The organism is Enterococcus larvae, from assembly GCF_017830045.1.
GTDB lineage: Bacteria > Bacillota > Bacilli > Lactobacillales > Enterococcaceae > Enterococcus_L > Enterococcus_L larvae.
In genome coordinates this window covers 301,835-327,947 of sequence record NZ_JAEDXU010000003.1, presented here as the reverse complement: position 1 = coordinate 327,947, position 26,113 = coordinate 301,835, and the positions used below count along the sequence as shown (strand labels likewise).

Sequence of the window (26,113 nt, the reverse complement as noted above, 5' to 3'; positions counted from 1 at the left end):
GAGTAAGAGTATGACAATTTATATTCGTGAAACACCCGTACCTACAGAAACCAGTATCAATAAATACAACGCATTGGTAGGTTTCTATTTACGGGGCGAAGAAATCATTCGCTATCAAGCGCTTCAAGAGATCGGCGAGCTGAGGAAAGAGGACGTCGTTGTTGATTATATAAAAGAGACTATGGAAATCTTACAATTGATGGAGATAAAAACTGATTTTGAGGATTATCCTGCTGAGCTTTCAGCCTTTTACGGTCGCCGAATCAGAAAAGGGCTTTTAGGGGAAATTGTGAATATTCCTGAGAATTGGGGACAGTTTGTTAAACCGCTTTTGGCGGATAAAGCATTTACCGGTAGAGTAGTAAATGGAACCAAGGACTTGATTGGGATTGGTTTGCCCTTTGATTTCCCTGTATGGATCAGTGAAGATGTTTCTTTTCAAGCAGAGTGGCGAGTATTTGTACTGAATGGAAAAGTTCTGGATGTTCGACCATATAAAGGGGATTATCATCATTCACACTATGATGCTTCTGTAATCGATGAAGCAATAGCTGCATGGGATACCAGTCCCTGCGCCTATGTGTTGGATATTGGTGTCACAGCAGATGGCAGGACCTTGATTGTTGAGGTCAACGACGGCTATGCAATAGGGAATTATGGTCTGATGCCTATATCGGCGTCTCATTTTCTGGAAGCTCGTTGGAAAGAACTGACTGCACCCTATTTCGAAAAAAATGAAGTTTTATTATTGAATTCGCTGACAGGACAATGATTTTTTACATGATGAAACCACTGCTTATAGAATGATTAAAAATTTGAAAATCAGTGACTTAAGCTTTTTATGATTGATAGATATTTGGTAAACTAAAAGAGTATAGAACAGAAAGTGCATTGCCAGGTTTATCTGTCATTGATTATAAAAACTTTTCTTTTGTAAGAAATATATATTAAAATTGGTGAACTTGTTGTATAATCTCGTTATTGAGGATTTTGTTTGCAGCAACTTCTATGCTTTGGTGGATCAACAGTGGAGGGGATCTTATGAAATTGCAGGAAGTCAAAAAAGAGTATGGACTCAACCAAACAATTTTTTACCAATGGATGGTTGAGCAGAAATTCATTGAAGAGACAGACAAAGGCTATGCCGTTGGCCCAAATGCTCTTGAAGGAATGAAGACCTTAGCGACAAGCTATTCGAATGACGCCGGACAGACAATTGACAGAACACAGGTGATGATCGAAGATGCTCAGATTCCCGCGCTGATTTTACAGTACGAGAATTCAGGAAAAACAGGTTTATATGCAGATGAGGTAGACTTGGATAAAAAAGAAAAAGATGTTTCAGAGCTGACTTCAGAACTTGCTTGGGCGGAGAAAAGAATCAATGTACTGGAAAATCAGGTCAAGCTGCTGACTAGTCAGATGAAGCTGATCATGAATCATATCAGAAGAAGATGAGCAAAGAGCCTTGAAAGAAGTGCCGGTGCAGAAAAAATTCAACAGCGTAACTATGTAAAAATGAAAGTACCAGCTATGATCGATCCGATGAGACAGATTGTCAAATCGAATCGATCTTTTTCTTGTATTTTAAGAAAACGTTGACATTTTCTGTTGGGTTCGATAGAATGAAGACGAAAAATTAGAAAAAAAATCGAATCATGACGCTGGAGTCATGATTGTGAGTATGTTACTGAATAAATCAGGCAGAACTCAAGAAAGTGTACGAAAAGCAAGATGCTTTTTGTAGGCTTTCTTGGGTTTTTTTTCTGGAAAGGAGGAAAAAATGAAGATCAGTCAAATATTAAATAATAACGTTGCTTTGGTCAAAAGAGGGGGATGTGAGGTTTTTGTTGTATCTAAAGGAATCGGCTTCAGAAGGAAAAAAGGAGAGCAGGTTCCTGAAAATGAAATAGAAAAAATGTATATTTTGGATTCTTACGACATGCTGGATCATTTCAGTTATCTCTTGTCCCATTCAGATCCAAATGACATCATCCTGATCGATAATATTATTTCCTATAGCGAATCGGAGTTGGGGATCAGAGCAAGCGATTATTTAAGTTTGACTCTTCTAGATCATTTGGAATTCCTGTTGAAGCGTGTGGAAAAGAAACAATTTATCAAAAGCCCGTTGATCTGGGATATCAAGCGATTTTATCCAAAACATTTTGAGGTGGGGCTCAAGGCGCTGGAGATGATCACTAAACAAAAAGGAATTGAATTGCCGGAGGATGAGGCTGTTTCATTGACCCTTCACTTTGTAAATATGGAAGAGAGTCGTGAGACAAAAGAGGATCGCATCAAGGAAATGAGAGCCTTGAGTGATATTGTCTCGATCATCGAAATGCATTTCAAGGTCAAACTGGATGAAAGCTCCACAAATTATATGCGTTTTACGACCCATCTGCAGTATTTTGTTCAGCGAATCATCCGTGGCGAAATACATGAAGACGAAAAAGAATCATTGGATCTGTACAAGCAGGTCAGCCAACTATATTCGGAATCATTTAAAGCAGTGCAGAAGATCAAGGTATACGTGAAGTCGCAGTTTGCAACTGAAATCACGGTCAATGAAGAAACCTACCTGATGCTGCATATCAATCGAGTGACCGAACGACTGGAGGAAAAATAGATGAGTTATGAAAAATTAAATGAGCAGATTATTGAGCTTGTCGGCGGCAAGGAGAATATACAAGCAGTTGCCCACTGTGTTACACGTCTAAGACTGACTTTGAAAGATCGGTCAGCGGCAAAAACAGAAGCAATCAAAGAGCTGGATGGTGTTATTGACGTTGTTTCCAACGAAGTTGCCTATCAAATCATTATTGGTACGCATGTAATGGATGTCTATACCGAATTCATGGCGATGCTGGGGTTGACACCGTCAGACAACAGTACACAAACAACTAGGCCAAAAGGGATCAAGGGAATCGCAGGGTCGATTCTGGTCGTGATTTCTGAAACGATGACCTCTATCGTAGAGGTTTTACTGGCTGCGGGGATTTTAGCTGGGATCATGGCCATCTTTACATTAACAGGGATTGTCTCTGCGGATAGCCCCACTTACATGATTTTTGACACGCTGCGTGGCGCAGTGTTCCATTTTCTACCAGTATTTATTGCAGCATCGGCTGCTAAGCGTCTGCATGTGAATCAATACCTTGCAATGGTGCTGGCAGTTACATTACTGTCAGCGAATATTGATGGTGTTGAAGGGCTATCAATATTTGGTTTTCAATTACAGACGATCGGCTATGCAAATACATTTATCCCAATCATGTTGGGGGTCTGGTTCCTTGGATTAGTCGTGAAATATTTGAATAAGTTCATTCCAAAAAGCCTGCATTATTTCTTAGTTCCCATGCTGTCCTTGGTCATCACTTTACCAATCATCCTAATGGTTTTTGGACCGATCGGAACATGGATCGGCGATGGTCTGAATGCCTTCTTCAATTTATTGATGACGACAGTTGGAAACTGGATCGTTGTTGCAATTTATGCGGCGACACAACCGTTCCTGATCGTATTAGGGGCAGCAAACTTTACGTACCCAATCGTCTTGAACTTCCTTGGCACCTTAGGCTATGATCCTATCTTCAATGCGGCTGCTACGATTTCTGATGTGGCAGTTTGCGGTGCGATGGTGGGTTACTTTCTGCGTGCAAGCAAAGGCAAGGAGAAACAAACCTTTGGGACAGTCAGCTTCAGTGCCTTGATGGGAATTACTGAGCCTGCGATTTTTGGGGTGTTTATGAAGTATCGTCGTCCATTTTTAGCGGTAATCATCGGTGGCGGTATCGGTGGGACAATTGCCGGATTGGCAGGAGTCAAAACAATGGGAATGGTTTGGGGGTTAGCTGCTATGCCTACTTATTTGGCAGGCGGTGTGAATAATTTCGTCTGGATGCTGATCAGTGTTGTCGTTGCATTTGTTATAGCAACTGCAGTCGCTTATGGGTTAGGAATTCCAAATGAGAAGGCGGTCACAGAACTGTCAGAGGACGATGAACAAATTATCAGCGGAGATATCCAAGGTTTGAAGCAAGCAGCTATTGGTAAAATTGCTGAAGGCGAAGTAATTGCGTTAAATGAGGTAAGCGATCAGGCCTTTGCCTCCGGTGCTTTAGGAAAAGGCTTAGGAATTATTCCAAATGAAGAACAGGCAACAGTCGTTTCTCCGGTAGATGGAACGATCACTGTTGTTTTCCCGACAAAGCACGCATATGGGATTCGAACAGAAACAGGAATCGAGCTGTTGATCCATATTGGCGTCGATACTGTGAATCTAAATGGTCAATATTTTGAAAGTTTTGTCACGCAAGGAGAAAAAGTCGTAAAAGGCGATCGTCTGGCTGTTTATGAAGTGGATAAAATCAAAGAAGCTGGGTTTGATCCGACAATCATGGCTGTCATCACCAATTCAAGTGACTATTTAGATGTCATTTCAGCAAGTGCAAATGATGCGGACGAATTATTGACTGTAGTCTTTTAACAGGAGGTAGGAAGATGAGTTTACCAAAAGAGTTTTTCTGGGGCGGCAGTATCGCTGCCCATCAATGTGAAGGCAGCTGGCAAGAAGACGGCAAAGGACCGGCAATCATGGATCTTGTTACAAAGGGATCGAGAGATACGCCGAGAGTGATTACTGAGACAATTGAAGCGGGTATGGCGTATCCATCTCATCAAGGGATCGATTTTTATCATAGATATAAAGAGGATATTGCTCTCTTTAAAGAGATGGGCTTTACAGCATTACGATTGTCCATTGACTGGTCACGAATTTTTCCAAATGGGGATGATGCAGAGCCTAATCAAGCTGGTTTGGATTACTATGGATCAGTGATCGATACACTGCTTGCTGCTGGTATTGAACCAATCGTCACGTTGTACCATTTTGAGCTGCCGATCCATTTAGTCCATCAATATGGTTCTTGGAAGAATCGAAAGGTCATTGACTTCTACTTGAATTTCTGTGAAACAGTGATGAAGGAATATGATGGGCGAGTCAAGTATTGGGTCACCTTCAATGAGATGAATCATATCGATCCCCAATCGGAGCATTCGGATATCTTTACGTATCTGGTCGCCGGATTGAAATACAGCGAGCTGGAGAATAAAGCGCAGGAGCTGGCAACAGTTGGCTATAATATGACATTAGCTGGCGTTAAGGCAGTACGATTGGCTCATGAAATAAATGCGAAAAATATCGTTGGCTGTGTGTTTGGTTTGAATCCAATCTATTCCTATAACTGTGATCCGGAGAATGTACTGAAGGGCTTCTTGGAGAACGATCGCGACTATTATCAAATCGATGCAATGTGTAATGGTAAATTTCCTGTTTATAAACTAAAGGAATATCAAGCTGCTGGTTTGAATGTGACGATTACAGAAGAGGATCAAGAAGATTTTGCGAAAGGGAAACTGGATTTTATCGGACTGAATTACTACTTTTCAAGTGTGGCTGAACCAAAGGAAACTGTTGAGGGAGAAGCCTCTCTTTTCGGTGGTGTTCAAAATCCTTATTTAGAGCAATCAAAATGGGGGTGGGCAATCGATGCAGCAGGAATCAGGTATGTGATGAACTATCTATATCGAAGATACGGACTACCAATCATGATCACAGAAAATGGTTTAGGTGCACAGGATGTGGTGGAAACAGATGGACAAATCCATGATGACTACCGCATTGATTATATTGAAAAGCATGTTGAGCAAATCAGGAAAGCTGTGGAAGAGGATCATGTGGAATGTTTGGGCTATCTGGTTTGGGGACCCATTGATTTAGTCAGTGCTACGACTGGCGAAATGAGTAAACGCTATGGCTTTATCCATGTCGATTTGGATGATAAAGGACAAGGAAGCTTGAAACGAAGCAAAAAGGATTCTTTTTATTGGTTTAAAAAAGTAATTGAAAATAATAGTGAAGCGGGAGTGAAGTAAAATGAAACGAGTGATAAAGTTAGGTATTGTTGGGGCAGCAGTAGGATTATTACTTGCTGGATGCAGCAGTGGCGAAAGTGGAAAAACAACGACCTCAGACACTGAGAAAGAAGCGGCAGCGGAAGCTGACCAGTCGGCGAGCAGTCCAAATGAATAACCTATAACCCAAAACAACTGACCATCACTGTCAGTTGTTTTTCTTTACTCTAATACTAGCCCTGTGCAGCCACAAAATGCGCTGTGTGTGAATATAAACAAAAAGTCGAATCCTTTATCGACTTATTACTATTTTCCCACTGTGCCACTTATTTCGCCATAGTTCATATTAACTTGACGAAATAAAAAAAGTAGCGGTTTTTCCGCTACAGTTCTTTCATCTAATTATTCTTATTTTGGCCACAATACCAATGATACCTCTTGGTTTAGTAATCTCTGCAGTCCGTTCATCATCTCTTCAGCATTCTGACTTTCGATCGTTTTCTTCAGAAGATTTTCAATTGTTGCAAAGTCAACTTCAATCACATAATAACAATCAGTTGTTTTCCAGTTTACGCCTTTCACATTTGTTGTCGTTTTAGTAAAACTCAATGTTGTGCCTTCAGCACAAACATCTAATGTTTGTAGGAAGTTTGGTAGCTGCTCTGCAGAAATATGTTCACCCAAAGTTTCACTGTTAAATGTTTCTTTATCTGGAAAGTTTCCCCAATAAATATTTTGACGAAGACTTTGGCTTAGTTCTTTTAAGGCTACTTTCGTTTTATAATTTTCGTACATTTCTTTCCTCTCGTTCTTTAGCCTTACGATGATAACTCTGAATACGAAGGAAGTCCAGTCTATTTTTAGAAATTCTTTATCTTAGGAAAAATCCCGTTATCTAGGCAAAAACAGACTTGATTTAGTTTCTTAAACGAGTTATTATGTCCAACACTGCCAAGCATAAAAGCAAGTACATTAAGGAGATGAAGCGATTGAAACAAACAAGTTTAGAAGTACAACTGATTGGAGAGAATGGCAATATCTTTAATCTGTTAGGAATTGTAAGTAAAGAGTTAAAACGAAAAAGTTTCTTGAACGAAGCTGATCAACTATGGAAAGAAGTTCAAGAGAATGCAAAATCTTACGAGGAAGCACTAGCGATTATTCAAGAGTATGTCATCATTATCTAGCTGGGAGAGATGAAAAAATGTATCATGTTTACTTAGCATCAATTGAAGAAGAAACCTTTGAGAAAATCTGCTGTTCTGAGAATCTTTATTTGAATTTGGCACATGTTGAAAATGAGAACTTCAGTAAGATAGCCCCAGATGATTTACTTTTCTTTGAAAATTCAGAGTATGTATTTTTTAAAGTAGTAGCAGTCATTCAATTTGAAGAATTACGTTTAGAATCTTCCGCTACAGTTTTTTCTATAAATTTTGATCCAACTCTTTCTGCAGACCCAGTCGAAGACTGGCAACTTCTCAAAGTGAAGGCTATCTGCAAAAAGATGAGCGTTCCCTGGATGGAAATATTAAGAACAACGCTTAAGGAATATATCACCACGATAACGGATGGCTATATCCCGACTCGTCCTGCTGGAAGTCCAGAACGAATAGAAGCAGACGAAATGGTCACGAAGATTTATGAAACTTGGGGTGCTGTGGAACGTTCTGCATTTGTTAAAGAAATTGTTCCAATAAAAAACGAAGAATAACATCTCCGCCTCAAATGGAAGAAAACTAAGCAATATCGGTTTTCTTCCATTATTTTTATAAATAAACCTGATATAGTCGAATCAAACGAAAGGATGACCTACATGCATAAATTAACCGCACTTTACAGTCGTTCGGCAACAGCCGACAAACAAGCAATAGATAAGCAAATGACCAAGCTAAATAACTACTGTGAAGAGAAAAATATTCAAAAATTCAAACATTATATAGATAATCATCAAAGCGGAGCGAACTTAGACCGACCAGCCATTAAGGAACTTTTGCAGGATTTAGAAGCTGGTAAAATAGATAGAATAATCGTCACCAATATTTCTCGAATCAGTCGGAACCTTTCAGGAGTGGCACAAATCATTCTTTGTCAGATTGAACTAAATCACGCAAAACTAATCACATTAGACCGTGGTGAATATCGACTAGATGATTACAATCCGGAAAATGGATTTTTTGCAGATTTATTAACCAAAATAAAAAGTGAGTTATAGATAAAATCCCCTTTTGGCAAGTTGGTTTGGCTAAAGGGGATTTTTTAGTTTCGTTTCACTATTAAGATTATTTCAAAGATTCACTGTGCTTTTTTAAGGATTCCTGAGCTTGCTTCCCAAACTGCCCCTTTATTGAACTACCCAAATTTTCTGCTGTTTTCTGAATACTCGTCTTTAGAGCGTGGATATCCTCTTTGGCTCGTTCCTCCACGGATTGCTGATTAGTTTGGCTTTTTTGGTAAGATGAATTTGCCACAGATACGCGAATCATTAGTTTCTCACTGTTCTTACGAAATTCTTTTAATAAATCATCTATCACTCAGAAGTATCCTCCTCGGCTTTACTGGCTTGCTCAGATAATCGTTGATAATCCCGTCGATAGGTTGCCTCTATGTCTTCTAGCTCATTGTCTAGTTTTCTCATCTCTTTTTGACAATTATCTTGAAACTCATCACCAAGATGATCTAATTCACGTAAGCCGTTATGAAAAGCGGACAGGTCATCTGTGATTGTTTTGGTGTAATGTTCGCTGAACTGGGCAACCTCTTCTAAAATGCGCACAGCCTGATATTTGGCAAAGCGCAGGTCATCTATTTTCGTTTCGTATTGTTGCTTTCGTTTTAAATACTGGTCTTCCAATTGCTCGATTGTTTGGCTCAAGTGTAATAAACCTCCTTTATCCTTGAATCTGACTCGCTAATTCTTGGTCACTAGCAACCAGCATGGCAATACTTGATTTTATCGTTGAAATAAGGGTTTCATATTCTGCAGTTTGACTCTCCAGTTCAGAAATTTTCTCTTGATACTGGGAAACAGGTGTAGTTACTATCGTTTGCTGAGTAGCTCCGCCAGATTCTAACGCACTCATTATTTCGCCATGACTAAGTGTTGTTCCAATGTTTTGAGCCGCTTGCTCGGTTGTTTGCCATAATTGTTCAGCTTCGGTTATAGCGTCTTGGTAGTTCTTCCTTATAGAATCTAAAATAGTTTTACTCATTCTTGAGGCGGTTTCAACCGCAAGAAGTGCCTCGCTGTCATCTAAATAGATTTCTTCATTCGAAGAAAGTCCACCACCACTGGACGAAAGTCTTTTTCTTAGCTGAAGTAATGCCAGCTTATCTAGAGAAGCCTGACAAGCAATCTCAGACATTTTTACGTTCGGATTGTCTGACTTACCAAAGACGACATTGCCGTTTTTATCAAATGTCCAATCTTTGATACCGTGACTATCACCTTCAAACCAAAAGATTGTCCCCAAGTCCATAAGCTTATTACGGTCGTTTCCATCTAATAATTTCACTGTAGAATCATCCAATTTACGGTAGTTTCTAAACAGTTCTGGATGTTCCATCATAAATTTCTTTTCGTCTTCGTTAAGGGAATCGTATAAAAACCAGCCATTAAAAACAGTTGTGGGTATTTTATATTTCGCCCCAATCTTTAACATGTATGCCGCTTGACTATAGCCGCTTAGTTGAGTGACATTGTAGCCTTTTTTATTGATGACAAAATCCACGAAATCATCGGCTTGTCCTGTCTGTAATGAGCCGCCATTATTCGTAGCTTTTGAAGTGAACGCTGTGAAAAAATCTGTCAGACCATCCGAACCCTCACCAATTGGTGAGGGTGGCGTTGTTCCAGCTGAAATAATCGCTACATTGTTTGGGTCTCCTTGTGGATATTCTTTCGTGATAGGGGCGACGGCAAAACCTTGGTAGCCGTTGTTGTCGATGTCTGCGGAGGCGACGACTTTAAAATCTTTACCTCCAGCAGTAACAATATTTGTTTCATTATTTTTCAGTTCAGAATCTGGCTTAGCGACATAAACTTCTGAAGCAGTGTTATATTTTGGGTCAACATGATATACTTTTTTATTTAATTCGTTCAACTCCTGATCTGTGTACAATTATAAAGTCTCCTCCTGTCCATTTGAATAAATAACTTTAACATCATTTTCAGTAATTCCTTTATCGGCAAATATCCCACCATAACCAGATCCATAGCTCGAAATTTTTTCATCATCCTCATTAAGTGGTAAATCGATTGTTAACTTAGCAACATTCTCAGAAGTTTTTAGCTCAACTGTAACTGCAACTATTCCCGCTAGCCAATTATCTCTATATTTATCTGAAAAACGAATTTCTTCAATATCCGCAAAAGTATTTTTTATTTGCTTAGCTGCAACCTTTTCCCACTCAATAACCTGAGCCTCTTTTTCTTTTTGTTTAAACATATAAAATCCTCCTCCAACACCAATAATTAATAGCAATACGATAATCAACGTTATAATAACTTTCTTTTTCATTTATTTGTCCTTTACTTTCTATTTTGTAAAGCATTATTATAAATTCGATAATAAGTTTAGTATACCAAAAAGTATAGACAATTGCGGTAAAAATTTTCTTTATCAATATCACACAATAGCTAGGGTTCAATTATTTCTCCATTTCGCTATACCATATATATGTATGACAAACTAATATATATGGAGGCTTCCAACATGGAAAAACAGCAGAAAAAGAAAATACAGGAACTGGAGAAATTAGAGAAAGTAAAAATCGGCTATGCCCGTGTTTCATCTCAGGACGATCGGCAAAAATTAGGTTTGGAAGTTCAGACAGAAGCACTAAAGAATTGTGATATTATCTTTTCAGAAAAACAATCTGGAGACAATGACAACCGCCCCGAACTGACAAATGCTATTTCACTAGCCAAACAACTAGCTAAAAATGACAAAATCATTACTTTACAAATCTATAAACTAGACCGTCTCACTCGAAAAATGTTGACGCTCGCAAACATCATCGACGAACTAAACCAGCATAATATCAAACTCATTTCACTCCAAGAAAACATTGAAACAGATTCACTCACAGGACGTTTACTCTGCCTAGTTCTTGGCTACGTGGCAGAAATTGAACTAGATAATATACGCTTTAGAACAAAAGAAGGACTAAGAAAAGCTAGAGAAAATGGTGCTATTCTTGGAAAACCTGCTCTTCCGGATAAAAAGAAACAACAAATATTAGACCTATACCAATTAAACTCAATGCCAGTAAAAACTATAGCGAAGCGCCTCAAGGTTAGTGAAAGTTCAATCTATAAAACTGTCAAAGAAAGTGGTATAAAGCGTCGAAAGCTTGTAAAATAGCCCTTTAAAACACTAGTGACATGTGGTAAACTTTTTATTGGAACCATTTATGTCTTTCCTCTTTATATCGAACGTCTAAAAAAGATAACTAATTTGGCAATTATACATATACTTTTCTGACTACAAAACGCTGATTTAATAAGGTTTATACCTTATTGAGTGGGCGTTTTTTATTGTCTTCTTATTTCGTTCGTTATAACGAGATGAACAACGGAGGTGAAACTAAAAACAAGGAAGCAAAAAAACAAATGGTTTTAAAAAATGAAAAAAGCAAAGGAGCTGAATTTGAATCTTGAAGAATACGCGTATCGCAAGATTGAAACAAAGCAAACGGGTTAAACAAGCCACAAAACTATTAACAGTCGGCTTACTGGTTTGTCCGCTAGCAATCGGGACAATTAAAGCACTGGCTGACGAATCAGAAACTACCCCAACAGCGGAACAGGTAGAAGAAGCACCAGCAACAACTGAGGAAGTTGCACCAGTAGAAGAAACTGAGACAAGCGAACCAGTCCAACCAGTTATAGAGCAACCGCTCGAAACTGCGCAACCAACAAGCGATTTACAAACTAGCGTAACTCAAGAATTAGCACCTCAAAGCAATCCAGTTAACGCTTGGTATGAAACAGAAGGACAAACAACCGTAACAAGTGGAGACACGGCAAGCTATACATTTTATTTCTGCACAGCTTATGACGACGGCTCACAATCCCGAGAAGAACAAACGCTAGCTGAAATCGGAGTTCCTTTGATAAGTTCAGACCCGTCAGACGTTATCTCAGGAAATACTATTACATTTGGTAGTTCTGGAACTCGTACCATACAACCTAATCTTGGAGATACTGGAAAATTAGAGGTCACAGTAGTTAATGGAAGTTTTACAGTTTCATATAATACTCGTGGTAATGGCTCACTCTCAAGCTATCCAACTATCTCAAAAGGAGATGGTGTTTGGGTTTCGTTATCTGAAATGCCTATTCCTACAGCTGGAGCTGGTTCACATTTCAAAGGTTGGGAAGTCAACGGACGATTAAATGGCGAATGGGGTTCTAGCAGTAGCATTTTTTCTGGTTTTTATGTCACAGAAGATACAGTAGTGACGGCTGTTTTTGAAACTGGCGAGCTTGACTGGTCATGGTATGACAATACCTTGAATCAATATTTAGGATATATCAATTTAAAACCAGCTTTTGATGAATTTGGTTTTACGGCTGCATATGATAACGCCGTCCAGCTATATAACTATTATGTAGATTTTAAAGCCGAGAAAGAAAAAGACCCTTATTTATCTCAAGAAGAGTTAGATCGTTTGAGCAGTGCTATAAGTGGAATAAACTTGAACCTTGTAGACCTTCATTTCTTTTTCGAGGACAATATCACGCCACAAATTACCGATTATTTTAACTCATTAAAGACTGTATATGACGATTCAACCACATACACACCAGAATCTAAACAAGCCTTTAATGAAGCGTGGGAGAACTTGCAAAATGCTTTAAATGTCGACGCAGGCTGGTATCATGAAATGGCTGGTGGTAAATATACCGCCTACCAAGCCTTAAAAACTGCCGAACAAAACCTAATTAAAGTTGCGGATCCAGAAATCCCAGTAGATGCAATTGTTATCTCTGACGATTCTATCTTATTGAAGAAAGGTGATACCCATAATTTATCGGTAACCTTTTACCCAGAAAACGCCACTAATAAGGGTCTTATCTGGTCAAGTCACGATGAATCAGTCGCAACTGTAGATGCCAACGGTAAAGTAACTGCAAAAGGTCAAGGAACAGCTCTAATCACAGCTACTAGCGTAGAAAATAGTGATGCGTCTGTTATCTGTACTGTGTTTGTGGATGATGATACTCCACCAGTCACAGACGTAGACACAACCAAACTAGAAAGCTCAATCAAAGACGCCGAAGCTAAATTAACCGCTGGAGGTTATACGGCCCAGTCAATGAATGCACTAAAGCAAGCCTTGCAAAACGCAAAAGACGTCTTAGCTAATTCTGCTAGCACCCAAGCAGAAATTGACGAAGCTCAAAAAGCCTTAGATTTAGCTATTGCTGGCTTAGTTAAGGAAGATAACTCAAGTGGTGGTAATACTGGAAATAACGGCTCAAATAGCACAGGAAACAGCTCAAATGACCCGAATACTTCCAACAATGCAACAAACAACACAAATAACCAAACTAGCAACAAACAAAACGGCACTACCACAACAACAAAACCAGCCAGAAACAGCACTAGCAAAGACGGCTTACCACAAACTGGTGAACAGTCTGCAACTAATGCCGTTATTGCAGGCTTATCTCTAGCAATGCTTTCTATATTTGCATGGCTTAAGAGAAAGAAAGTATAACTCGAACTCTCTTTTAGCAGAGTAATCGTAACACCTACTCTGCTAATTTTATAAATTTTTATTATTGTCTATTCTCCTTTACCATAAAAGAATACTACTATTTTAATTATGGAAAGGGAAATTATAATGAACAAGAAAAAAAGAACTAACGGAATCCTTCAAAATGAAATAATAGCGGTTGGTTATGCTCGAGTGTCCTCTCTTGATGATCGACAAAAATTAGGAATGGATGTTCAGCTAGAAGCACTCAAAAATTGCTCTATTATTTTTAGTGAAAAACAATCTGGTGATAATGATAATCGTCACGAACTGGCGAAAGCCTTATCATTAGCCAAAGAATTAGCTCAACAAGGAAATAGAGTTTCTCTACAGATTTATAAACTGGATCGCCTAACTCGAAAGATGTTTACTCTAGCATCAATCATTGATGATTTGAATAACCATAATGTTCGACTGATTTCGTTGCAAGAAAACATTGAAACAGACTCTTTAACAGGACGTTTACTTTGCCTTGTTCTTGGATACGTGGCAGAAATTGAACTGAATAATATACGATTGCGAACTAAAGAAGGGCTAAGAAAAGCAAAGGAAAATGGGAAAAAACTTGGTAACCAAGGGTTAAGCAAGAAGAAAGAGCGCAAAATTATCAAGCTATATCAATCGAATGATTTAACCATTCGTGAAATAGCGAAACATTGTAGTGTTTGTGAAGCCACAGTTTATAATGTTGCAAAACGAAATGGACTATCACGGACAGCATTAATTAGACCAATTATTGATTGAACGAGCGTTCGGTAGAGAGCAGAAATACATAAATAGCTATTATCAATAAAATGCTGATTTTATGAGGAGCATTCCTTATAGAATCAGTATTTTTTTGCTTTTTTCTTCGTCTCTATTTAACGCTCATTCAATAGAGACGATTCTTAAATCCTTAACACTGTCAAGCAATTGTGCTTGACAAAACGAACTAAATAAGCTATAATGTGCAACAATACTTACCATTAGAAAATTCTAACGGACTATAGTTGCACATTTATAATAAGTGAGACTTCTTTCTCCTTATTTGTGTGACTTTAGTCCGTTTTTTTATATAGATTTTTACACTGAATCACAAACATAAAAACGGCAATTCGCCGAAAAGGAGAATAATGATGAAGAAAGAAACCAGAACTACACGTTTATTGTCAAAAAAACAAGGTCAAAAGACTGTCACTCTTGGAATGGTCGTGACGCTATTTGCCCCACTCTTATTGGCACCTATTGCGAATGCGGAAGAAATTCCAGCAAGTGAATCAATTGAAGTGACGCAACAATTAGCGGAAGCTCCACGACAAACAGAAGCGCCAAGTGTCCAAGACGTGCAACCAGTTCAAACTCCAGAAGAAATCGTAACGCCACCAGCAGAAAAAACAACCGTTTCTGAGCCAGTGGAAGAACCAATTCAAACGGAAGCCACGGAAAATGTTCCTGTCGTGGAAACGACTGAGTCAGCAATTGCAGACATAACTGCTCCAGATAACGAAGCTACTCAAAGCCCCGTAACAGAACCTACAACTCCAGAAGTCGAGGAAGCAGTTACTACCACAGAAGCGCTGTCTGATGATAAGTGGATTCCTGATCCAAATGTTATTATGGAATTTCAAGGTATCATTGATGGATATGCAGCTCAAATAGCAGATTTAGAAACTCTGGGTGCAAATAATGACATGACTCTTTGGCATCAAATCAGATCGCATTATGGCATGCTAGAAGCTGCATTGTGGCAATATACCCAAGGAGTATTCGGAAATGGTGATTTGGAAATTGAATTCAATTATCTGAAAGAGGATTTTGATTTTGTATGTCCATTATTGGAGAATGAAATTCAAGAATTGAGAGATTTCTTGAATCAAAATCCAACTATCGTGGTAACAGGCGTTACCCTTTCCGAACTTCCAGAATTAACTGCTGGTGAAACGCACCAATTAACGGCAACCGTCACTCCGACAAATGCTACAAATACAGGTGTTTCTTATAGCTCAAGCAATCCAAGCGTCGCAACAGTTGATGCAAACGGAAACGTGACCGCTATTTCTGCGGGAAACTATTCAATTACGGTAACGACCACAGATGGCGGCTTTACTGCCACTGCTAGTGGCACAGTTACAGAAGCCCTTCCAGAGCCAGAAGTGCCTGTTATAGGAATTAGCCTTTCTCAAACCACGTTAAACGTGAAAGAAGGCGATTCTGCCAAATTAACGGCAACCGTGACACCAAATAATGCGACGAACCAAGCCATTGTTTGGTCAATCGATAATGTCGCGATTGCAACGATTGATTCATCTGGAAATGTAACTGGCGTCAACGAAGGAACAGCGACTGTTACAGCAACTTCAGTTGATGGCAATTTTACTGCAACATGCACGATTACCGTCACGAAAAAAGCAATCGTTAATCCACCAGTGAAGCCAAATCCTGAACCAAAACCAAATCCTACTCCAAATCCATTACCAACGCCAATTGGAACGTCTCCAAAAGACAATTCCAATTCTGCGCAATCTGGCAATAACAATGGAACAGTGGCGAAACTGCCAATTGATTTATCAACTGCAAATAAACAGTCGGCAAATAATTCATCAAAAGCAGATTCTTTGCCACAAACTGGCGAAACAGAGACCGCTTCTATCACTCTTTTAGGAATGATTCTTGTCGGAATTACCGCCATTGGTACATTCCTTTTCAAACGGAAATCTTCTCACTAATTTGATCAAGCCTTGTCCATTTGTGACAAGGCTTTTTTCTTCTTCAAAAATCCATTTGGATATTTAAATTGTTCATGCTAAAATAGAACTAATTATGAATGAACAAGGACAAAATCACACACCAGCCATACCAACAAACAAGTTTAAACTGTTGTTTGTTGGCATTTTTATATTATTTCTCATTAGTTTGGGAATGAATATCGCTCAGGCACTTCACGTATTTGACAACAATTCAACTGCAAAAGTCTTAACGGCTGAAGACATCAAAAAGTCAAATGAACTATTTAAAGCAGAAGATTATACACCAGAAAAATACACCGAGTTTGTGAACAAAGAAATTAAAACAAAAGAAAACTGGGAGAAAGACCCAAACGCCGTTTATATGAACTATTTATCTCAATCTTTTCAGTCTGATGAAGCGGGCATGAAAGAAAGTTATGAAAAGTTACAGAAGTTCAATGATGAAGGTCATTATATTGATGGCGAAATGGTTTTATTAAAAAACTTGGAAATGATAAAAAGTGAGGTTGATTCCCCAAGTAATCAAGAAGGTCAAGGTTTAGAAGGATGAACAAGAAACTCCGTTTAAAAGTGGGTTTCGCTCTTTTTTCTGTTTTATTCTTTAGTGTGATTAGTGCTTTTTTAACAAATAATGCGTCTTATGCAATCGCAAGACCCGCCAACGAAGCAGAACAAGCCACGCTAAACTATGCCAACTCACCTATACAAGCTGGAACGCCAAATAATTATGGGGCAATTTGGGCTACGGGATCACCTTCAGAAGCTTGGAATATGCATATAAATGTAAATTCCAATGCAACAAGTGTGCCTATCTATATCAGAGGTTCTGTCTATTCTCGTGGGCAATCTCAACAAGTTTTTGCTGTTAGAATAAAAGACGATGGTAGCCAACTACCAATAACTGGTATTCCTGCGTATCCAAACAATAGAATTTATCGTGGGCATACTTCTGTGAGGCCGTGGACGGCCGAATCTGTTCCTAGAGATAATCATATGAGAGCAACGATGAATATTAGCTCTATTCCACAGGATGGAAAGACACACAAAAGAATTCTTAAATTGTATCGATGTTTTAGTACTGATGGTATCAATGTTATTGGTGTTAATGGGGTATGTAATACACAGGAATTTCCCGTATACGTTACGCGTCCCAATCCAGTCAACTGGTCTAGCTCCAGAAAATCCTATATTTCTACAAATAAGACCGCAGTGAATGGTACGAATGGAGAAAGCAATCCTCTTACAGTTACCGCTGGTCAAACGCTCTATTTTCGTCACAGATCAGATGTGAGCGGAACTGGAGTGGATTATAGTTTGAATGTAAACGGTAAAGGTGCAAGGCTTGACTCCTTTAATAATCCCCTCATCTGGCAAAATTCCACAATAAACAATGTGAAAGGATTCTATCAGATTTCCCCCTATGCTGGCGATAATGGTAGCTATACCTCGTATACGACAAATAAGGATGATATTGGTAGAACCATCTGTCAGAAGATGTGGGTTAGCAAAACTGCTCATAATGCTGGTCAAGGAGATTCGGCTTGGGCTTGTGCAAAAGTAGAAGCTGAACCGTGGCAGCTATCCCTGAAGACAGAAATTAAAGGAAGCTTCTCTGGAAATAACACCTACCAGAATAAAAACATTACTACTCAAGTTGGTGAAACGCTAAATTGGAAACACACCGCGACGAATAATACAAACTATATTGCCCCAGCTGACGGAGCGAATAAACATGGTTACGGAACACTTGGTTATAATCTGCTTTATGCTCAGAACGCCAAACCAACGAATGGCGTGGCTTCTCCGGAAACGCATTGGGTGCGAGATACAATAAATACGCCCAACATCAATAAAAACGGCGGTAGTTATTCCTACGAAGCTAGTAAAAGTGCATTTAACGCATCTGCTGGTATTTCTGGAATATATAGCTTCAATAACAACGGTAAACCACCCACACACTATACAATTAAATCGAATGACGCCGGAAAGAATTTCTGTCAACGCCAATATGCTGGACGCATAAAAGATGGCGGAAATGAATCTTGGAGTGACTGGCGCTGTGCCTACGTCTCCTACGACTACGAAATCAAACCATGCCTAGAATCCCCAGATAACTCTTGTGGAGGAACAGATATTCCAGTAACTCCTGGAGAAAAAAAGGACCCACCAATCCCAACCATTGACCCCTCAGGTAAGACAAAACCCACAGATTGGATTGTCTCTACATGGACAGTTCCAGCGTCAAAGGAAGGAATATCTACTCCAGGAGGTAGCGTCTGGGCATCCTCTGGCGAGTTTAAGAATACTGATGATGTATGTTCTGCAGTCTACCCAAATACATACGGGATAAGCAAGACAGAGTCAAATTGTACAATAATAAAGAGAGATAAAGGGTCTTTTGATGCAGGCAAGCAACTGTTTGAAGGAATTATAAAGAAACCTTTCGAAATGCCAGAAGATGCCGAACTTGGTTCTCGAATATGCTTTGGATTCTCTATTAGCCCTTACAAACTAACCGCTGGTGAAAGTGAATCTGAACAGAACAATAAAACATTGTGGAGACACGCCACACCACACTGCTTCATCGCAGCCAAGAAACCAAAAATGCAAGTCTGGGGCGGAAGTGTATATTCAGGCACAAATATCCAAACGAATAAAACTAACTTTTCTACTGGAACATTTGGCTCATGGGTAGAATATGCCAGTATTTCAAAAGGAACAATTAACAGTTTTACATCTGGCGCAAACAACAATAGCAATAAATTGACTATGGCAAATAAAGGCACTACTTTAGGAAAATATGGAGAAATCCCAACAGATAATTTAGCTAGCAAAATTAAAGATAGATATAATTCTCCTGCAGCTACTTCTACAAGCATGACATGTTCAAATGTATCTGACGGCAAAGTTTGTAAACAAAAAGAAACCACTACAGAAGTAAAAGTCCCCGCTCAAATGAACCCTTCTGAACCAAGCCGAACAGTTATTCTGGATGCTACAAATAAGAGTAATCCGTCATTAGACCAAAATGTCTATATTGATAGAGATATTCTTGCAAACACCACGCTAGGCAAAGCCTCAGACGCCCAAGCCTTCATCATTATTGCTAAGAACATTTACATTCATCCAGATGTGACTAATATTGACGCATGGCTTCTGGCTAGTGATTCCGTGGTGACGTGCGCAAATCCAAGTAAATCAGGCACGAACAGGAAAGATATGTCATTCGTAAGTGATAGTAATTGTGGTAAACCACTAAGAATAAATGGTCCAGTCCAGACTAAAAATCTAAATTCATGGCGAACTAATGGAAGCATGCTAAATACTGCTGCAGACCCTGCTGAAGTTTATAACCTGCGTGCCGATACTTACCTCTGGGCAGCATCCAAAGGTTCAGGCGATGGCCGCTTTATAACAACTTACACCCGTGAACTTTCACCAAGGTTTTAATAGGAGAAAATAGCGCATTATTTCTGGCTATCTCTCTAAATAAACATTCCCTTCGTCCAATCAACAGTTGCCATATCCTCAAAAGCTTCCATTTCTTCAACCTTAAAAATGGTCATTCTCAATGCGTCATTCTTCCATTGTTTCTTCATCACTGTAGCTAACTCAATAAGGAACTCATTTGACGAGTCAAAATCAATAATGTCCAATAATTCCTCCCCAATTGTTGTAAATGGAAAATCACTGTAGTCTAGCTGACACGCTTTTCCCACTTTCATATGCATGGCTAACACGAGATTTAAGTTCTGAAAACCAACAGGTTCATTATCCAAAACAACCATTTTGTTCTTTCTAGGAACTCCCACATCCACAAAACCACATTCATTCATTAATAAGAATTCCTTATTTCCTATACCGTATTTCTTATACAGCTCAAATTCTTCTTCTGTGGTTGGCTTATATAAATAATAGTCACCATCCTCATCGTAAAGCGAAAGAGATGCTACTTGAAGAAATACTTCAATTTCTTTTTTAGTCATTATTTTTAATGCCTCCACTAAACGGGGAGAAAACTCCGTTGACCGTATGTCCTCTTCTGAAAGACCAAGCCATGTTAATTTTTCTTTAAATAAAGGAGAACGGTATTCTTTTCTTATTACTTTTTCCATTTGTCGATAGGTAGCATTTCCTTTTTTCTGGACTGCTAGGGCATAATATAAAGCTTCGGAAAGGAACAAATAGATCGTCTCTTTACGATTGGCATAATAAGAAGAAATTAAGCCTTGCCGAATATCCCCTGATAAATTTTTTCCATTCTCTATTGCTCGTAGTAATTTTTCCGCGACTTTCTCTGCATTAAATTTACTATTCCGATCATTGATCAATGAAAAGCGGTGAGCCATCCCATGAATATACTCTGTATGAGTGCTTCTTTTTAACTTTTCTAAAATTTCATCAAACAAAGTCTTCCCTTTATTGCTTCCTTTAAAAAATTGGTTATAAAAGTAGGTTGTTAAAAAATCATCCGAATCTTCCACTAAAACATGAGACAATGCTTCACTAACACGTTTTGGAAATTTCCACTCCTCAACTTCTATAGACTCCTCTAAGACAATCTGGAAATAGGTGGGTATGTTGAACATATTCATCCTCCTCGAAATTAGCAAGATTTTAGCAATGATTTTGGCAACAAATGCCAAAACCGACATGCTAGAATTTCCTCATCAGCTAGTTGATAAAAAAATCATACCATATTCTCGAGCGTATGGTATAGGAGGTCATCAAAATGAACAACCAAGAACAAAACGATTATTCCGCTGCACTTAGTCCAAGTAATTTTTCGACCGATCATATGCCAACTGCAACAAAACGACAAATTCATAAAGATTCGTGTGAGGTCGTGCGTGCCGTCGTTCGTAAGAACATGATTGAAAATGGGATGGCACTTATTACCAATACTGCGATGACGAATATTGCCAACTTATCTATGTTAGAACAACAACTTTCGGATATGGCTCCAACCGCTGAGCCTCGTTTAAAAATGATTGTCGATGACTACAGTCTTAGAGCCAACAAACGATTAGGAGGAAATTAACATGACGTTAGCGACTATTATTTTTTATTTTCTCGCTGGAATAGGCGCCTTAAGCTTAGTGTTCATTGCTTGGGTTCTCTTTTCTGAACCAGCAAACCAGTCAGTAGAACCAGAATATACCGAGGAAGAACAATTCTATGCATCGTTGCTCCAACAAAAATCAGATTTAGATGCCGATGCTTTCGCCACCAGTAAAGCCATGATGGATGAATTCTTCCGACACAATAAAGAATTGTAAGTTTAATTAAGAGTGTCTCAAAAACACAGTGACACTCTTTCTAAAAAGATTTTTCAGTTGAATAGTGAACCCTCTTAACCGATTGTGTACCTCTGTAAAATCGTGTCCCGTCGGTCAAATTCATAAAGATTTTTACACTGGAAAGTTTACCCGACCTGTTATTAAATAGCACAGTAAAAAGAAAGGACTGATTAGTATGAATCAAAACCAACCAAAAAAATTCAAAACCATTTTGGCTGATCCACCATGGGATATCCAACAAAAAGGAAATTACGGTGCTGTTAAGCATTATAACTTAATGACGCTGGATCGGATTAAAGCTATGCCTGTCGCAGATTTAGTCGAAGACAATGCCCATTGTTGGCTTTGGGTGACCAATGCCACCTTGGAAGCAGGATATGATGTCCTTCGTGCGTGGGGCTTTACGCCACGTAGCATTTTTACTTGGGTAAAGCCTCGGCTTGGATTAGGCGTCTACCTGCGGAATTGTACCGAACACTTATTGCTCGGTACACGAGGCAAAGCACCGATTCAATTCAAAGGACAAATGAACTGGGGCTTTTTACCTCTTCAAGACCACAGCCACAAACCAGAAGAAGTCTATGACATCATCGAGCGTTGTTCCGAAGGCGAATATTTGGAACTGTTTGCTCGTCGACCACGTCATGGCTGGAAAATTTGGGGCAATGAAGTCGCTTGTGACATTAAAATGAAAAACTATCCTGTTCCAGTGTATTCTATCCATTTTCGGGATTTCTCAAAAGAATCGGCAGAAGGAGTCGTGAATGAACCATGAAAAAGTTATTGGGCTACTTATTCCTATTTTTCTGCCTATGCCTGTTGTTAAATATTTCTGCCCGATTAGTGCTCCAGTATTGGTGGGTGCTGGTCATCATGGCGGCAGTATTGACTATCGCAGTTGTTTCTTACCGCATTGCCAAAGCCAACGAATGGAGGTGATCACATGAAACACGCACCAGAAAATTTAGTGTTTAAAGAATTCTCATGGAGCCGTCCATTCTCTCAAGAACAAGTGGAACAGGTGATCCACCATTTGTTTACTTTACAGCCCAGAGCCACGATTGTGCTAGAAATTCGAGGGTTTCACAAAAACGTTCACTATTATATTGGCGCAGACAAACAGGATTTTTCCAAAATTGAAGCAGTGTTTCGTGCCTATGGCTCACAAGATTTCTCCGAACAATTTTCATTTGATGCACCAGAACGTCAATCGGTTCTGTGGGCGAGAAAACTCAGTTCCCATCGCTCTAAATTTCCCTTACAAACGACCAACATTGAATCGCTAACCCAAGCCGTGTTAGCGATTCTTTCAAAACAAGAGGAAGAACAGGTAGTCATCCAAGTATTGTTAGGCAGAAATTATCAGCCAATGAACGTTCCTAAGGATATTCCAGATCCACATACACCACTCTTTTCCGTGATTTTAGGAAATATCCCACGAGCGTCAACGGAGACCCGAGCCATGATTCAAGAAAAAATGAGAACCCATCGGGTGAGATGTATTGTCAGATTTGGTAGTTCTGCCAAAAGCCCCATCAAAGCCAACAAACAATTTGACGCACTGCTTAGTGTGTTTCGGAAAATGGAACAGCCGAAGTTGCGGTTGACGTTAATCAGTGACAAAACAGAAAGACTGAACCTTGCTTCTCCTCCTTGGCAAATGCCTCTTCAAGTAAATGTGAAGGAATGTGCCAGTTTATTCTTTCTACCAACTGGAGAGGCACTTGATTACGAAGGTGTCCCGCCGATTCATCCTCGGCTGTTATTGCCACCCCCTTGGATGGTTGATCCACCAGAAAATGACCAACGTTCCTTTGGGACAACTTTGAACCAAAATTTAAATAGCCGAAGAAAACTGACAATTTCACCCTTAGATGCTTGTCGCCATACGTGGTGTGTCGGTCCTGCTGGTGTAGGAAAAACAAATGCGCTCCTTCACGAAATCATGAGCGATATCAAGGCAAAACGACCTGTTTTAATCTGCGAGCCCAATAGTGACCTCACGAATGATATCTGTCGGCGGATTCCCAAAGACCGACTGCAGGATGTGATTTACCTTGATCCTTGTGATCCAGAAGCGGTCGCAGGATTTAATCCATTGGCGCTTTCAAAGGAAGTCGATCCCTCCTTAATTGCGGAAGCGATTCTGAGTATTTTCAAGGGAGTCTTTAAAGATAATTTTGGCGTGTTTTCACAAGACCTATTGACCAGCGGGTTACTCACTTTGGCAGCCAATGAGGATGTCACGCTTTTACACCTACCACTTTTGTTTACTGACGATCGCTATCGCAGAAAAATGTTGAAAAAAGTAACAAATTTAGAATTGCTTCACTTCTGGGTGCAATGGGAAGACCTCAGTGAAAACGAACAACGGCAACAGCTTCGCCCTGTCCTAAATAAACTTCGCCAATTTAGTTTACGAGAAGGGTTAAAGAATTGTTTGGCACAAAAGCAACCAAAATGGAGCCTGACCGACTTTTTCAAAACGGGACGGAGTCCAATCATTTTAATCCCTCTTAATAAGGGCGTGTTGGGCGCAGAAGCCGTTTCGTTACTTGGCGCGATGATGATCTCGATGGTCTGGATACTCTGCCTGAATCGTGCGACTGTCCCGATTGAAGAACGGCAGATCTGTAGTCTCTATCTGGATGAGGCGCAAAATTTTTTACATTTGCCATTAGATATCTCAGAAGCCCTCGCCCAAGCAAGGAAATACCGGATGGCCATCCATATTGCCAATCAATATCGAAACCAAATGCCACCTGACCTACGGTCTGGACTAGATACTAATACGCAGAATAAAATTTTGTTTCAGCTAAACAGTTCAGATGCGAAAGATTTTGCGACACTCGCTGCACCAGATCTTCAAGCAGTGGATTTCCGCAAGATTCCACCGTATTCCGTCTATTGTAATTTACTCGTTGATGGTCAACCTACAGGATGGATGAGCGGAGTGACTGAACCACCATCTCCAGAAATTATGGACTTAGAAACGGTCAAAAATGAAAGTCGGAAACGATACGGCATGCCTGTTTCAGAAATCAACGACATGATGAAGGAGACCTTTGGTTATCCAAGTGTTTCTGAAGCCTTACCTACAGAAGACAATCAACCAGAAATGAAGATAGGACGGAGAAAACAAGGAAAAACAGACAAAAAGGAGTGACTCTTCGGTTGGGTGTTCGGGTAAAGATATAAACTGCCAGAACCCCCGACGATAAAAGGAAGTGATCCCATTAAGGACGGAGACTCTTCTGTCTATTTTAATAGACAGATAGACTTTTGATGAAAAAATTTAAGGAGGAGATGTTCTATGAGCAACCAACAAAATCAACCAGAAAATAAACGAGTGAGCAGAAAACAACTGATAGAAGTTGAGGAACAATTAACCGATAAGGATAAAGAGCTACTACTCCTTTTAAGAAAATGTCGCTTTTTATCGACGGAACAAATCAGACGAATTTTCTTTCATAACAGTCCAAATGAGACCGCTGGAAAGAAACGAGCCAATCGATTCATTAACCGATTAGATACCGCTGGAGTTATCTTCTTTCTTGAGAGACGGATTGGTGGCATTCAAAAAGGCTCATCTAGTCGAGTGATCAGCTTAACACCAGCTGGATACAAATTAGTCTATAAATGGTTAGAGATTCACAAACCTTATCCAAAGAAACGAATCACAGAACTCTCCTATTTCAATATCACCCACCACTTAGCTATTTCAGAAATCTATACCCAACTGATGGAACTTCAACTACAAGACAAACTGGAAGTTCATCTCTCACAATTCGAGCCAGCTGCTTGGCGCACCTTCAACCAACGAGGCATTCTCAAATTTCTGAAGCCAGATTTGTATGTGGAACTGTTAGTGGATGATTATATTGACAGCTATTTTCTCGAAATCGACTTAGATAGTGAGCCACCCCATCGAATCGTGAAGAAGTGTCAAGAAGCCTATTTGGCCTATTTTCAAAGTGGCGTAGAACAACGTCAGCATGATGGTGTGTTTCCATTCATTGTTTGGATTGTGCCAAGCATCAAACGCAGAGACACCTTACTAAAGCATTTAACCCAAAAACTTGGCGAGTCCATTTTACTCTTTCGAGTCATTACATTTGAGGAATTTTCCTTATTGATGATTGGCGGTGGCGAGTTACCAGAGAAAGAAGGCGATGAACATGACGAAGAAAAATAAACCATCTACGGTCAGAAAAGTTGGTTCCACTACCTATATTATCCATCGAAAATTTATTGGTGATCAATCCCTTCGATCGATTATCGAACGACTTATTTTACAAGGAAAATGATGGAAATCAAGACTCCACTTCTGCCTCGAACAGAGGTATACTGTCAGTGGGTTATAGGTGAAATCTAAAATTTTAACAAATGAGGAGGACACTT

The 26,113-nt window shown here is 39.4% G+C and carries 28 protein-coding genes; 22 read left to right on the top strand and 6 right to left on the bottom strand.

From position 1 onward, the window contains the following. The first annotated feature begins 10 nt into the window (after nucleotides 1–10). From I6N96_RS08040 to I6N96_RS08015, 6 genes are all read left to right on the top strand, one after another. Nucleotides 11–772, top strand: coding sequence for an ATP-grasp domain-containing protein (locus I6N96_RS08040; RefSeq protein ID WP_209557048.1), 762 nt, complete (start codon nucleotides 11–13; stop codon nucleotides 770–772). Between the two features lie 269 nt (nucleotides 773–1,041). Beyond that, nucleotides 1,042–1,458: a hypothetical protein gene (locus tag I6N96_RS08035; protein WP_209557047.1), complete on the top strand. Its 417-nt coding sequence runs from the start codon at nucleotides 1,042–1,044 to the stop codon at nucleotides 1,456–1,458. Nucleotides 1,459–1,783: 325 nt separating this feature from the next. After that, on the top strand, nucleotides 1,784–2,632 hold the full coding sequence (locus I6N96_RS08030; RefSeq protein ID WP_209557046.1) for a PRD domain-containing protein: 849 nt from the start codon (nucleotides 1,784–1,786) through the stop codon (nucleotides 2,630–2,632). After that, nucleotides 2,633–4,492: a beta-glucoside-specific PTS transporter subunit IIABC gene (locus tag I6N96_RS08025; RefSeq protein WP_209557045.1), complete on the top strand. Its 1,860-nt coding sequence runs from the start codon at nucleotides 2,633–2,635 to the stop codon at nucleotides 4,490–4,492. A gap of 14 nt (nucleotides 4,493–4,506) precedes the next feature. Further along, nucleotides 4,507–5,940, top strand: coding sequence for a glycoside hydrolase family 1 protein (locus I6N96_RS08020; protein WP_209557044.1), 1,434 nt, complete (start codon nucleotides 4,507–4,509; stop codon nucleotides 5,938–5,940). 1 nt (nucleotide 5,941) lies between these two features. Further along, complete coding sequence (locus tag I6N96_RS08015) at nucleotides 5,942–6,097, top strand: hypothetical protein (RefSeq protein WP_209557043.1); 156 nt, start codon at nucleotides 5,942–5,944, stop codon at nucleotides 6,095–6,097. 230 nt (nucleotides 6,098–6,327) lie between these two features. Here the strand turns inward: I6N96_RS08015 and I6N96_RS08010 are convergent, their stop codons facing one another. Continuing rightward, on the bottom strand, nucleotides 6,328–6,714 hold the full coding sequence (locus I6N96_RS08010) for a hypothetical protein (protein WP_209557042.1): 387 nt from the start codon (nucleotides 6,712–6,714) through the stop codon (nucleotides 6,328–6,330). A gap of 194 nt (nucleotides 6,715–6,908) precedes the next feature. On the opposite strand from I6N96_RS08010, the gene I6N96_RS08005 reads away from it, so the two are divergent. From I6N96_RS08005 to I6N96_RS07995, 3 genes are all read left to right on the top strand, one after another. Beyond that, complete coding sequence (locus tag I6N96_RS08005) at nucleotides 6,909–7,106, top strand: hypothetical protein (RefSeq protein WP_209557041.1); 198 nt, start codon at nucleotides 6,909–6,911, stop codon at nucleotides 7,104–7,106. A gap of 17 nt (nucleotides 7,107–7,123) precedes the next feature. Further along, entirely contained in the window at nucleotides 7,124–7,633 is a 510-nt protein-coding gene (locus I6N96_RS08000; protein ID WP_209557040.1) for a hypothetical protein, read from the top strand. Between the two features lie 102 nt (nucleotides 7,634–7,735). Continuing rightward, nucleotides 7,736–8,134, top strand: coding sequence for a recombinase family protein (locus tag I6N96_RS07995; protein WP_209557039.1), 399 nt, complete (start codon nucleotides 7,736–7,738; stop codon nucleotides 8,132–8,134). Between the two features lie 67 nt (nucleotides 8,135–8,201). Here the strand turns inward: I6N96_RS07995 and I6N96_RS07990 are convergent, their stop codons facing one another. From I6N96_RS07990 to I6N96_RS07975, 4 genes are read right to left on the bottom strand one after another with little or no spacing between them, the layout of a single operon-like run. After that, entirely contained in the window at nucleotides 8,202–8,453 is a 252-nt protein-coding gene (locus I6N96_RS07990) for a hypothetical protein (RefSeq protein ID WP_209557038.1), read from the bottom strand. Then, complete coding sequence (locus I6N96_RS07985) at nucleotides 8,450–8,794, bottom strand: hypothetical protein (RefSeq protein ID WP_209557037.1); 345 nt, start codon at nucleotides 8,792–8,794, stop codon at nucleotides 8,450–8,452. Before I6N96_RS07985 ends, I6N96_RS07990 begins: the two co-directional genes overlap by 4 nt. Before the next feature lie 16 nt (nucleotides 8,795–8,810). Continuing rightward, nucleotides 8,811–10,040: a hypothetical protein gene (locus tag I6N96_RS07980; protein ID WP_209557036.1), complete on the bottom strand. Its 1,230-nt coding sequence runs from the start codon at nucleotides 10,038–10,040 to the stop codon at nucleotides 8,811–8,813. Next, entirely contained in the window at nucleotides 10,041–10,439 is a 399-nt protein-coding gene (locus I6N96_RS07975; RefSeq protein WP_209557035.1) for a hypothetical protein, read from the bottom strand. A gap of 195 nt (nucleotides 10,440–10,634) precedes the next feature. Here I6N96_RS07975 and I6N96_RS07970 point away from each other — a divergent pair, with 195 nt between their 5' ends. The 6 genes from I6N96_RS07970 to I6N96_RS07945 all read left to right on the top strand — a co-directional run bounded on the left by I6N96_RS07970 (nucleotide 10,635) and on the right by I6N96_RS07945 (nucleotide 19,862). Next, complete coding sequence (locus tag I6N96_RS07970) at nucleotides 10,635–11,285, top strand: recombinase family protein (protein WP_209557034.1); 651 nt, start codon at nucleotides 10,635–10,637, stop codon at nucleotides 11,283–11,285. A 292-nt stretch (nucleotides 11,286–11,577) separates the two neighbouring features. Then, nucleotides 11,578–13,647 carry an Ig-like domain-containing protein gene (locus I6N96_RS07965; RefSeq protein ID WP_209557033.1) on the top strand — a complete coding sequence of 690 codons (2,070 nt, stop codon included), beginning with the start codon at nucleotides 11,578–11,580 and terminating at the stop codon, nucleotides 13,645–13,647. A 126-nt stretch (nucleotides 13,648–13,773) separates the two neighbouring features. Then, nucleotides 13,774–14,430: a recombinase family protein gene (locus I6N96_RS07960; RefSeq protein ID WP_209557032.1), complete on the top strand. Its 657-nt coding sequence runs from the start codon at nucleotides 13,774–13,776 to the stop codon at nucleotides 14,428–14,430. Between the two features lie 368 nt (nucleotides 14,431–14,798). After that, entirely contained in the window at nucleotides 14,799–16,391 is a 1,593-nt protein-coding gene (locus tag I6N96_RS07955; RefSeq protein ID WP_209557031.1) for an Ig-like domain-containing protein, read from the top strand. A gap of 94 nt (nucleotides 16,392–16,485) precedes the next feature. Beyond that, a complete protein-coding gene (locus I6N96_RS07950) occupies nucleotides 16,486–16,962 on the top strand; it encodes a hypothetical protein (RefSeq protein ID WP_209557030.1) in 477 nt (158 codons plus the stop codon). Beyond that, nucleotides 16,959–19,862 (top strand): hypothetical protein, encoded by a 2,904-nt coding sequence (locus tag I6N96_RS07945; protein ID WP_209557029.1) that lies wholly within the window; start codon nucleotides 16,959–16,961, stop codon nucleotides 19,860–19,862. The genes I6N96_RS07950 and I6N96_RS07945 overlap by 4 nt, the downstream gene beginning before the upstream one ends. Before the next feature lie 35 nt (nucleotides 19,863–19,897). Here I6N96_RS07945 and I6N96_RS07940 read toward each other — a convergent pair whose 3' ends face one another. Then, nucleotides 19,898–21,001 (bottom strand): DUF2806 domain-containing protein, encoded by a 1,104-nt coding sequence (locus I6N96_RS07940; protein ID WP_209557028.1) that lies wholly within the window; start codon nucleotides 20,999–21,001, stop codon nucleotides 19,898–19,900. 143 nt (nucleotides 21,002–21,144) lie between these two features. On the opposite strand from I6N96_RS07940, the gene I6N96_RS07935 reads away from it, so the two are divergent. From I6N96_RS07935 to I6N96_RS19890, 7 genes are all read left to right on the top strand, one after another. Next, a complete protein-coding gene (locus I6N96_RS07935; RefSeq protein ID WP_209557027.1) occupies nucleotides 21,145–21,453 on the top strand; it encodes a hypothetical protein in 309 nt (102 codons plus the stop codon). A gap of 1 nt (nucleotide 21,454) precedes the next feature. Further along, the gene (locus tag I6N96_RS07930; RefSeq protein ID WP_209557026.1) at nucleotides 21,455–21,691 is read left to right on the top strand and encodes a hypothetical protein; all 237 of its coding nucleotides are present in this window, start codon (nucleotides 21,455–21,457) and stop codon (nucleotides 21,689–21,691) included. Nucleotides 21,692–21,887: 196 nt separating this feature from the next. Beyond that, nucleotides 21,888–22,487 carry an MT-A70 family methyltransferase gene (locus tag I6N96_RS07925; RefSeq protein ID WP_209557025.1) on the top strand — a complete coding sequence of 200 codons (600 nt, stop codon included), beginning with the start codon at nucleotides 21,888–21,890 and terminating at the stop codon, nucleotides 22,485–22,487. After that, complete coding sequence (locus I6N96_RS07920) at nucleotides 22,477–22,659, top strand: hypothetical protein (protein WP_209557024.1); 183 nt, start codon at nucleotides 22,477–22,479, stop codon at nucleotides 22,657–22,659. The genes I6N96_RS07925 and I6N96_RS07920 overlap by 11 nt, the downstream gene beginning before the upstream one ends. Then, the gene (locus I6N96_RS07915; protein WP_209557023.1) at nucleotides 22,656–24,878 is read left to right on the top strand and encodes a type IV secretory system conjugative DNA transfer family protein; all 2,223 of its coding nucleotides are present in this window, start codon (nucleotides 22,656–22,658) and stop codon (nucleotides 24,876–24,878) included. Before I6N96_RS07920 ends, I6N96_RS07915 begins: the two co-directional genes overlap by 4 nt. A 147-nt stretch (nucleotides 24,879–25,025) precedes the next feature. After that, on the top strand, nucleotides 25,026–25,907 hold the full coding sequence (locus tag I6N96_RS07910) for a replication-relaxation family protein (protein WP_209557022.1): 882 nt from the start codon (nucleotides 25,026–25,028) through the stop codon (nucleotides 25,905–25,907). Further along, nucleotides 25,891–26,019: a hypothetical protein gene (locus tag I6N96_RS19890; RefSeq protein ID WP_283811174.1), complete on the top strand. Its 129-nt coding sequence runs from the start codon at nucleotides 25,891–25,893 to the stop codon at nucleotides 26,017–26,019. Before I6N96_RS07910 ends, I6N96_RS19890 begins: the two co-directional genes overlap by 17 nt. Nucleotides 26,020–26,113: the final 94 nt, after the last annotated feature.

Coding starts and splice junctions, on each gene's coding strand:
- I6N96_RS08040 (WP_209557048.1), top strand. CDS start 11: ATGACAATTTATATTCGTGAAACACCCGTACCTACAGAAACCAGTATC.
- I6N96_RS08035 (WP_209557047.1), top strand. CDS start 1,042: ATGAAATTGCAGGAAGTCAAAAAAGAGTATGGACTCAACCAAACAATT.
- I6N96_RS08030 (WP_209557046.1), top strand. CDS start 1,784: ATGAAGATCAGTCAAATATTAAATAATAACGTTGCTTTGGTCAAAAGA.
- I6N96_RS08025 (WP_209557045.1), top strand. CDS start 2,633: ATGAGTTATGAAAAATTAAATGAGCAGATTATTGAGCTTGTCGGCGGC.
- I6N96_RS08020 (WP_209557044.1), top strand. CDS start 4,507: ATGAGTTTACCAAAAGAGTTTTTCTGGGGCGGCAGTATCGCTGCCCAT.
- I6N96_RS08015 (WP_209557043.1), top strand. CDS start 5,942: ATGAAACGAGTGATAAAGTTAGGTATTGTTGGGGCAGCAGTAGGATTA.
- I6N96_RS08010 (WP_209557042.1), bottom strand. CDS start 6,714: ATGTACGAAAATTATAAAACGAAAGTAGCCTTAAAAGAACTAAGCCAA.
- I6N96_RS08000 (WP_209557040.1), top strand. CDS start 7,124: ATGTATCATGTTTACTTAGCATCAATTGAAGAAGAAACCTTTGAGAAA.
- I6N96_RS07995 (WP_209557039.1), top strand. CDS start 7,736: ATGCATAAATTAACCGCACTTTACAGTCGTTCGGCAACAGCCGACAAA.
- I6N96_RS07975 (WP_209557035.1), bottom strand. CDS start 10,439: ATGAAAAAGAAAGTTATTATAACGTTGATTATCGTATTGCTATTAATT.
- I6N96_RS07970 (WP_209557034.1), top strand. CDS start 10,635: ATGGAAAAACAGCAGAAAAAGAAAATACAGGAACTGGAGAAATTAGAG.
- I6N96_RS07960 (WP_209557032.1), top strand. CDS start 13,774: ATGAACAAGAAAAAAAGAACTAACGGAATCCTTCAAAATGAAATAATA.
- I6N96_RS07955 (WP_209557031.1), top strand. CDS start 14,799: ATGATGAAGAAAGAAACCAGAACTACACGTTTATTGTCAAAAAAACAA.
- I6N96_RS07950 (WP_209557030.1), top strand. CDS start 16,486: ATGAATGAACAAGGACAAAATCACACACCAGCCATACCAACAAACAAG.
- I6N96_RS07945 (WP_209557029.1), top strand. CDS start 16,959: ATGAACAAGAAACTCCGTTTAAAAGTGGGTTTCGCTCTTTTTTCTGTT.
- I6N96_RS07940 (WP_209557028.1), bottom strand. CDS start 21,001: ATGTTCAACATACCCACCTATTTCCAGATTGTCTTAGAGGAGTCTATA.
- I6N96_RS07935 (WP_209557027.1), top strand. CDS start 21,145: ATGAACAACCAAGAACAAAACGATTATTCCGCTGCACTTAGTCCAAGT.
- I6N96_RS07930 (WP_209557026.1), top strand. CDS start 21,455: ATGACGTTAGCGACTATTATTTTTTATTTTCTCGCTGGAATAGGCGCC.
- I6N96_RS07925 (WP_209557025.1), top strand. CDS start 21,888: ATGAATCAAAACCAACCAAAAAAATTCAAAACCATTTTGGCTGATCCA.
- I6N96_RS07920 (WP_209557024.1), top strand. CDS start 22,477: ATGAACCATGAAAAAGTTATTGGGCTACTTATTCCTATTTTTCTGCCT.
- I6N96_RS07915 (WP_209557023.1), top strand. CDS start 22,656: ATGAAACACGCACCAGAAAATTTAGTGTTTAAAGAATTCTCATGGAGC.
- I6N96_RS07910 (WP_209557022.1), top strand. CDS start 25,026: ATGAGCAACCAACAAAATCAACCAGAAAATAAACGAGTGAGCAGAAAA.
- I6N96_RS19890 (WP_283811174.1), top strand. CDS start 25,891: ATGACGAAGAAAAATAAACCATCTACGGTCAGAAAAGTTGGTTCCACT.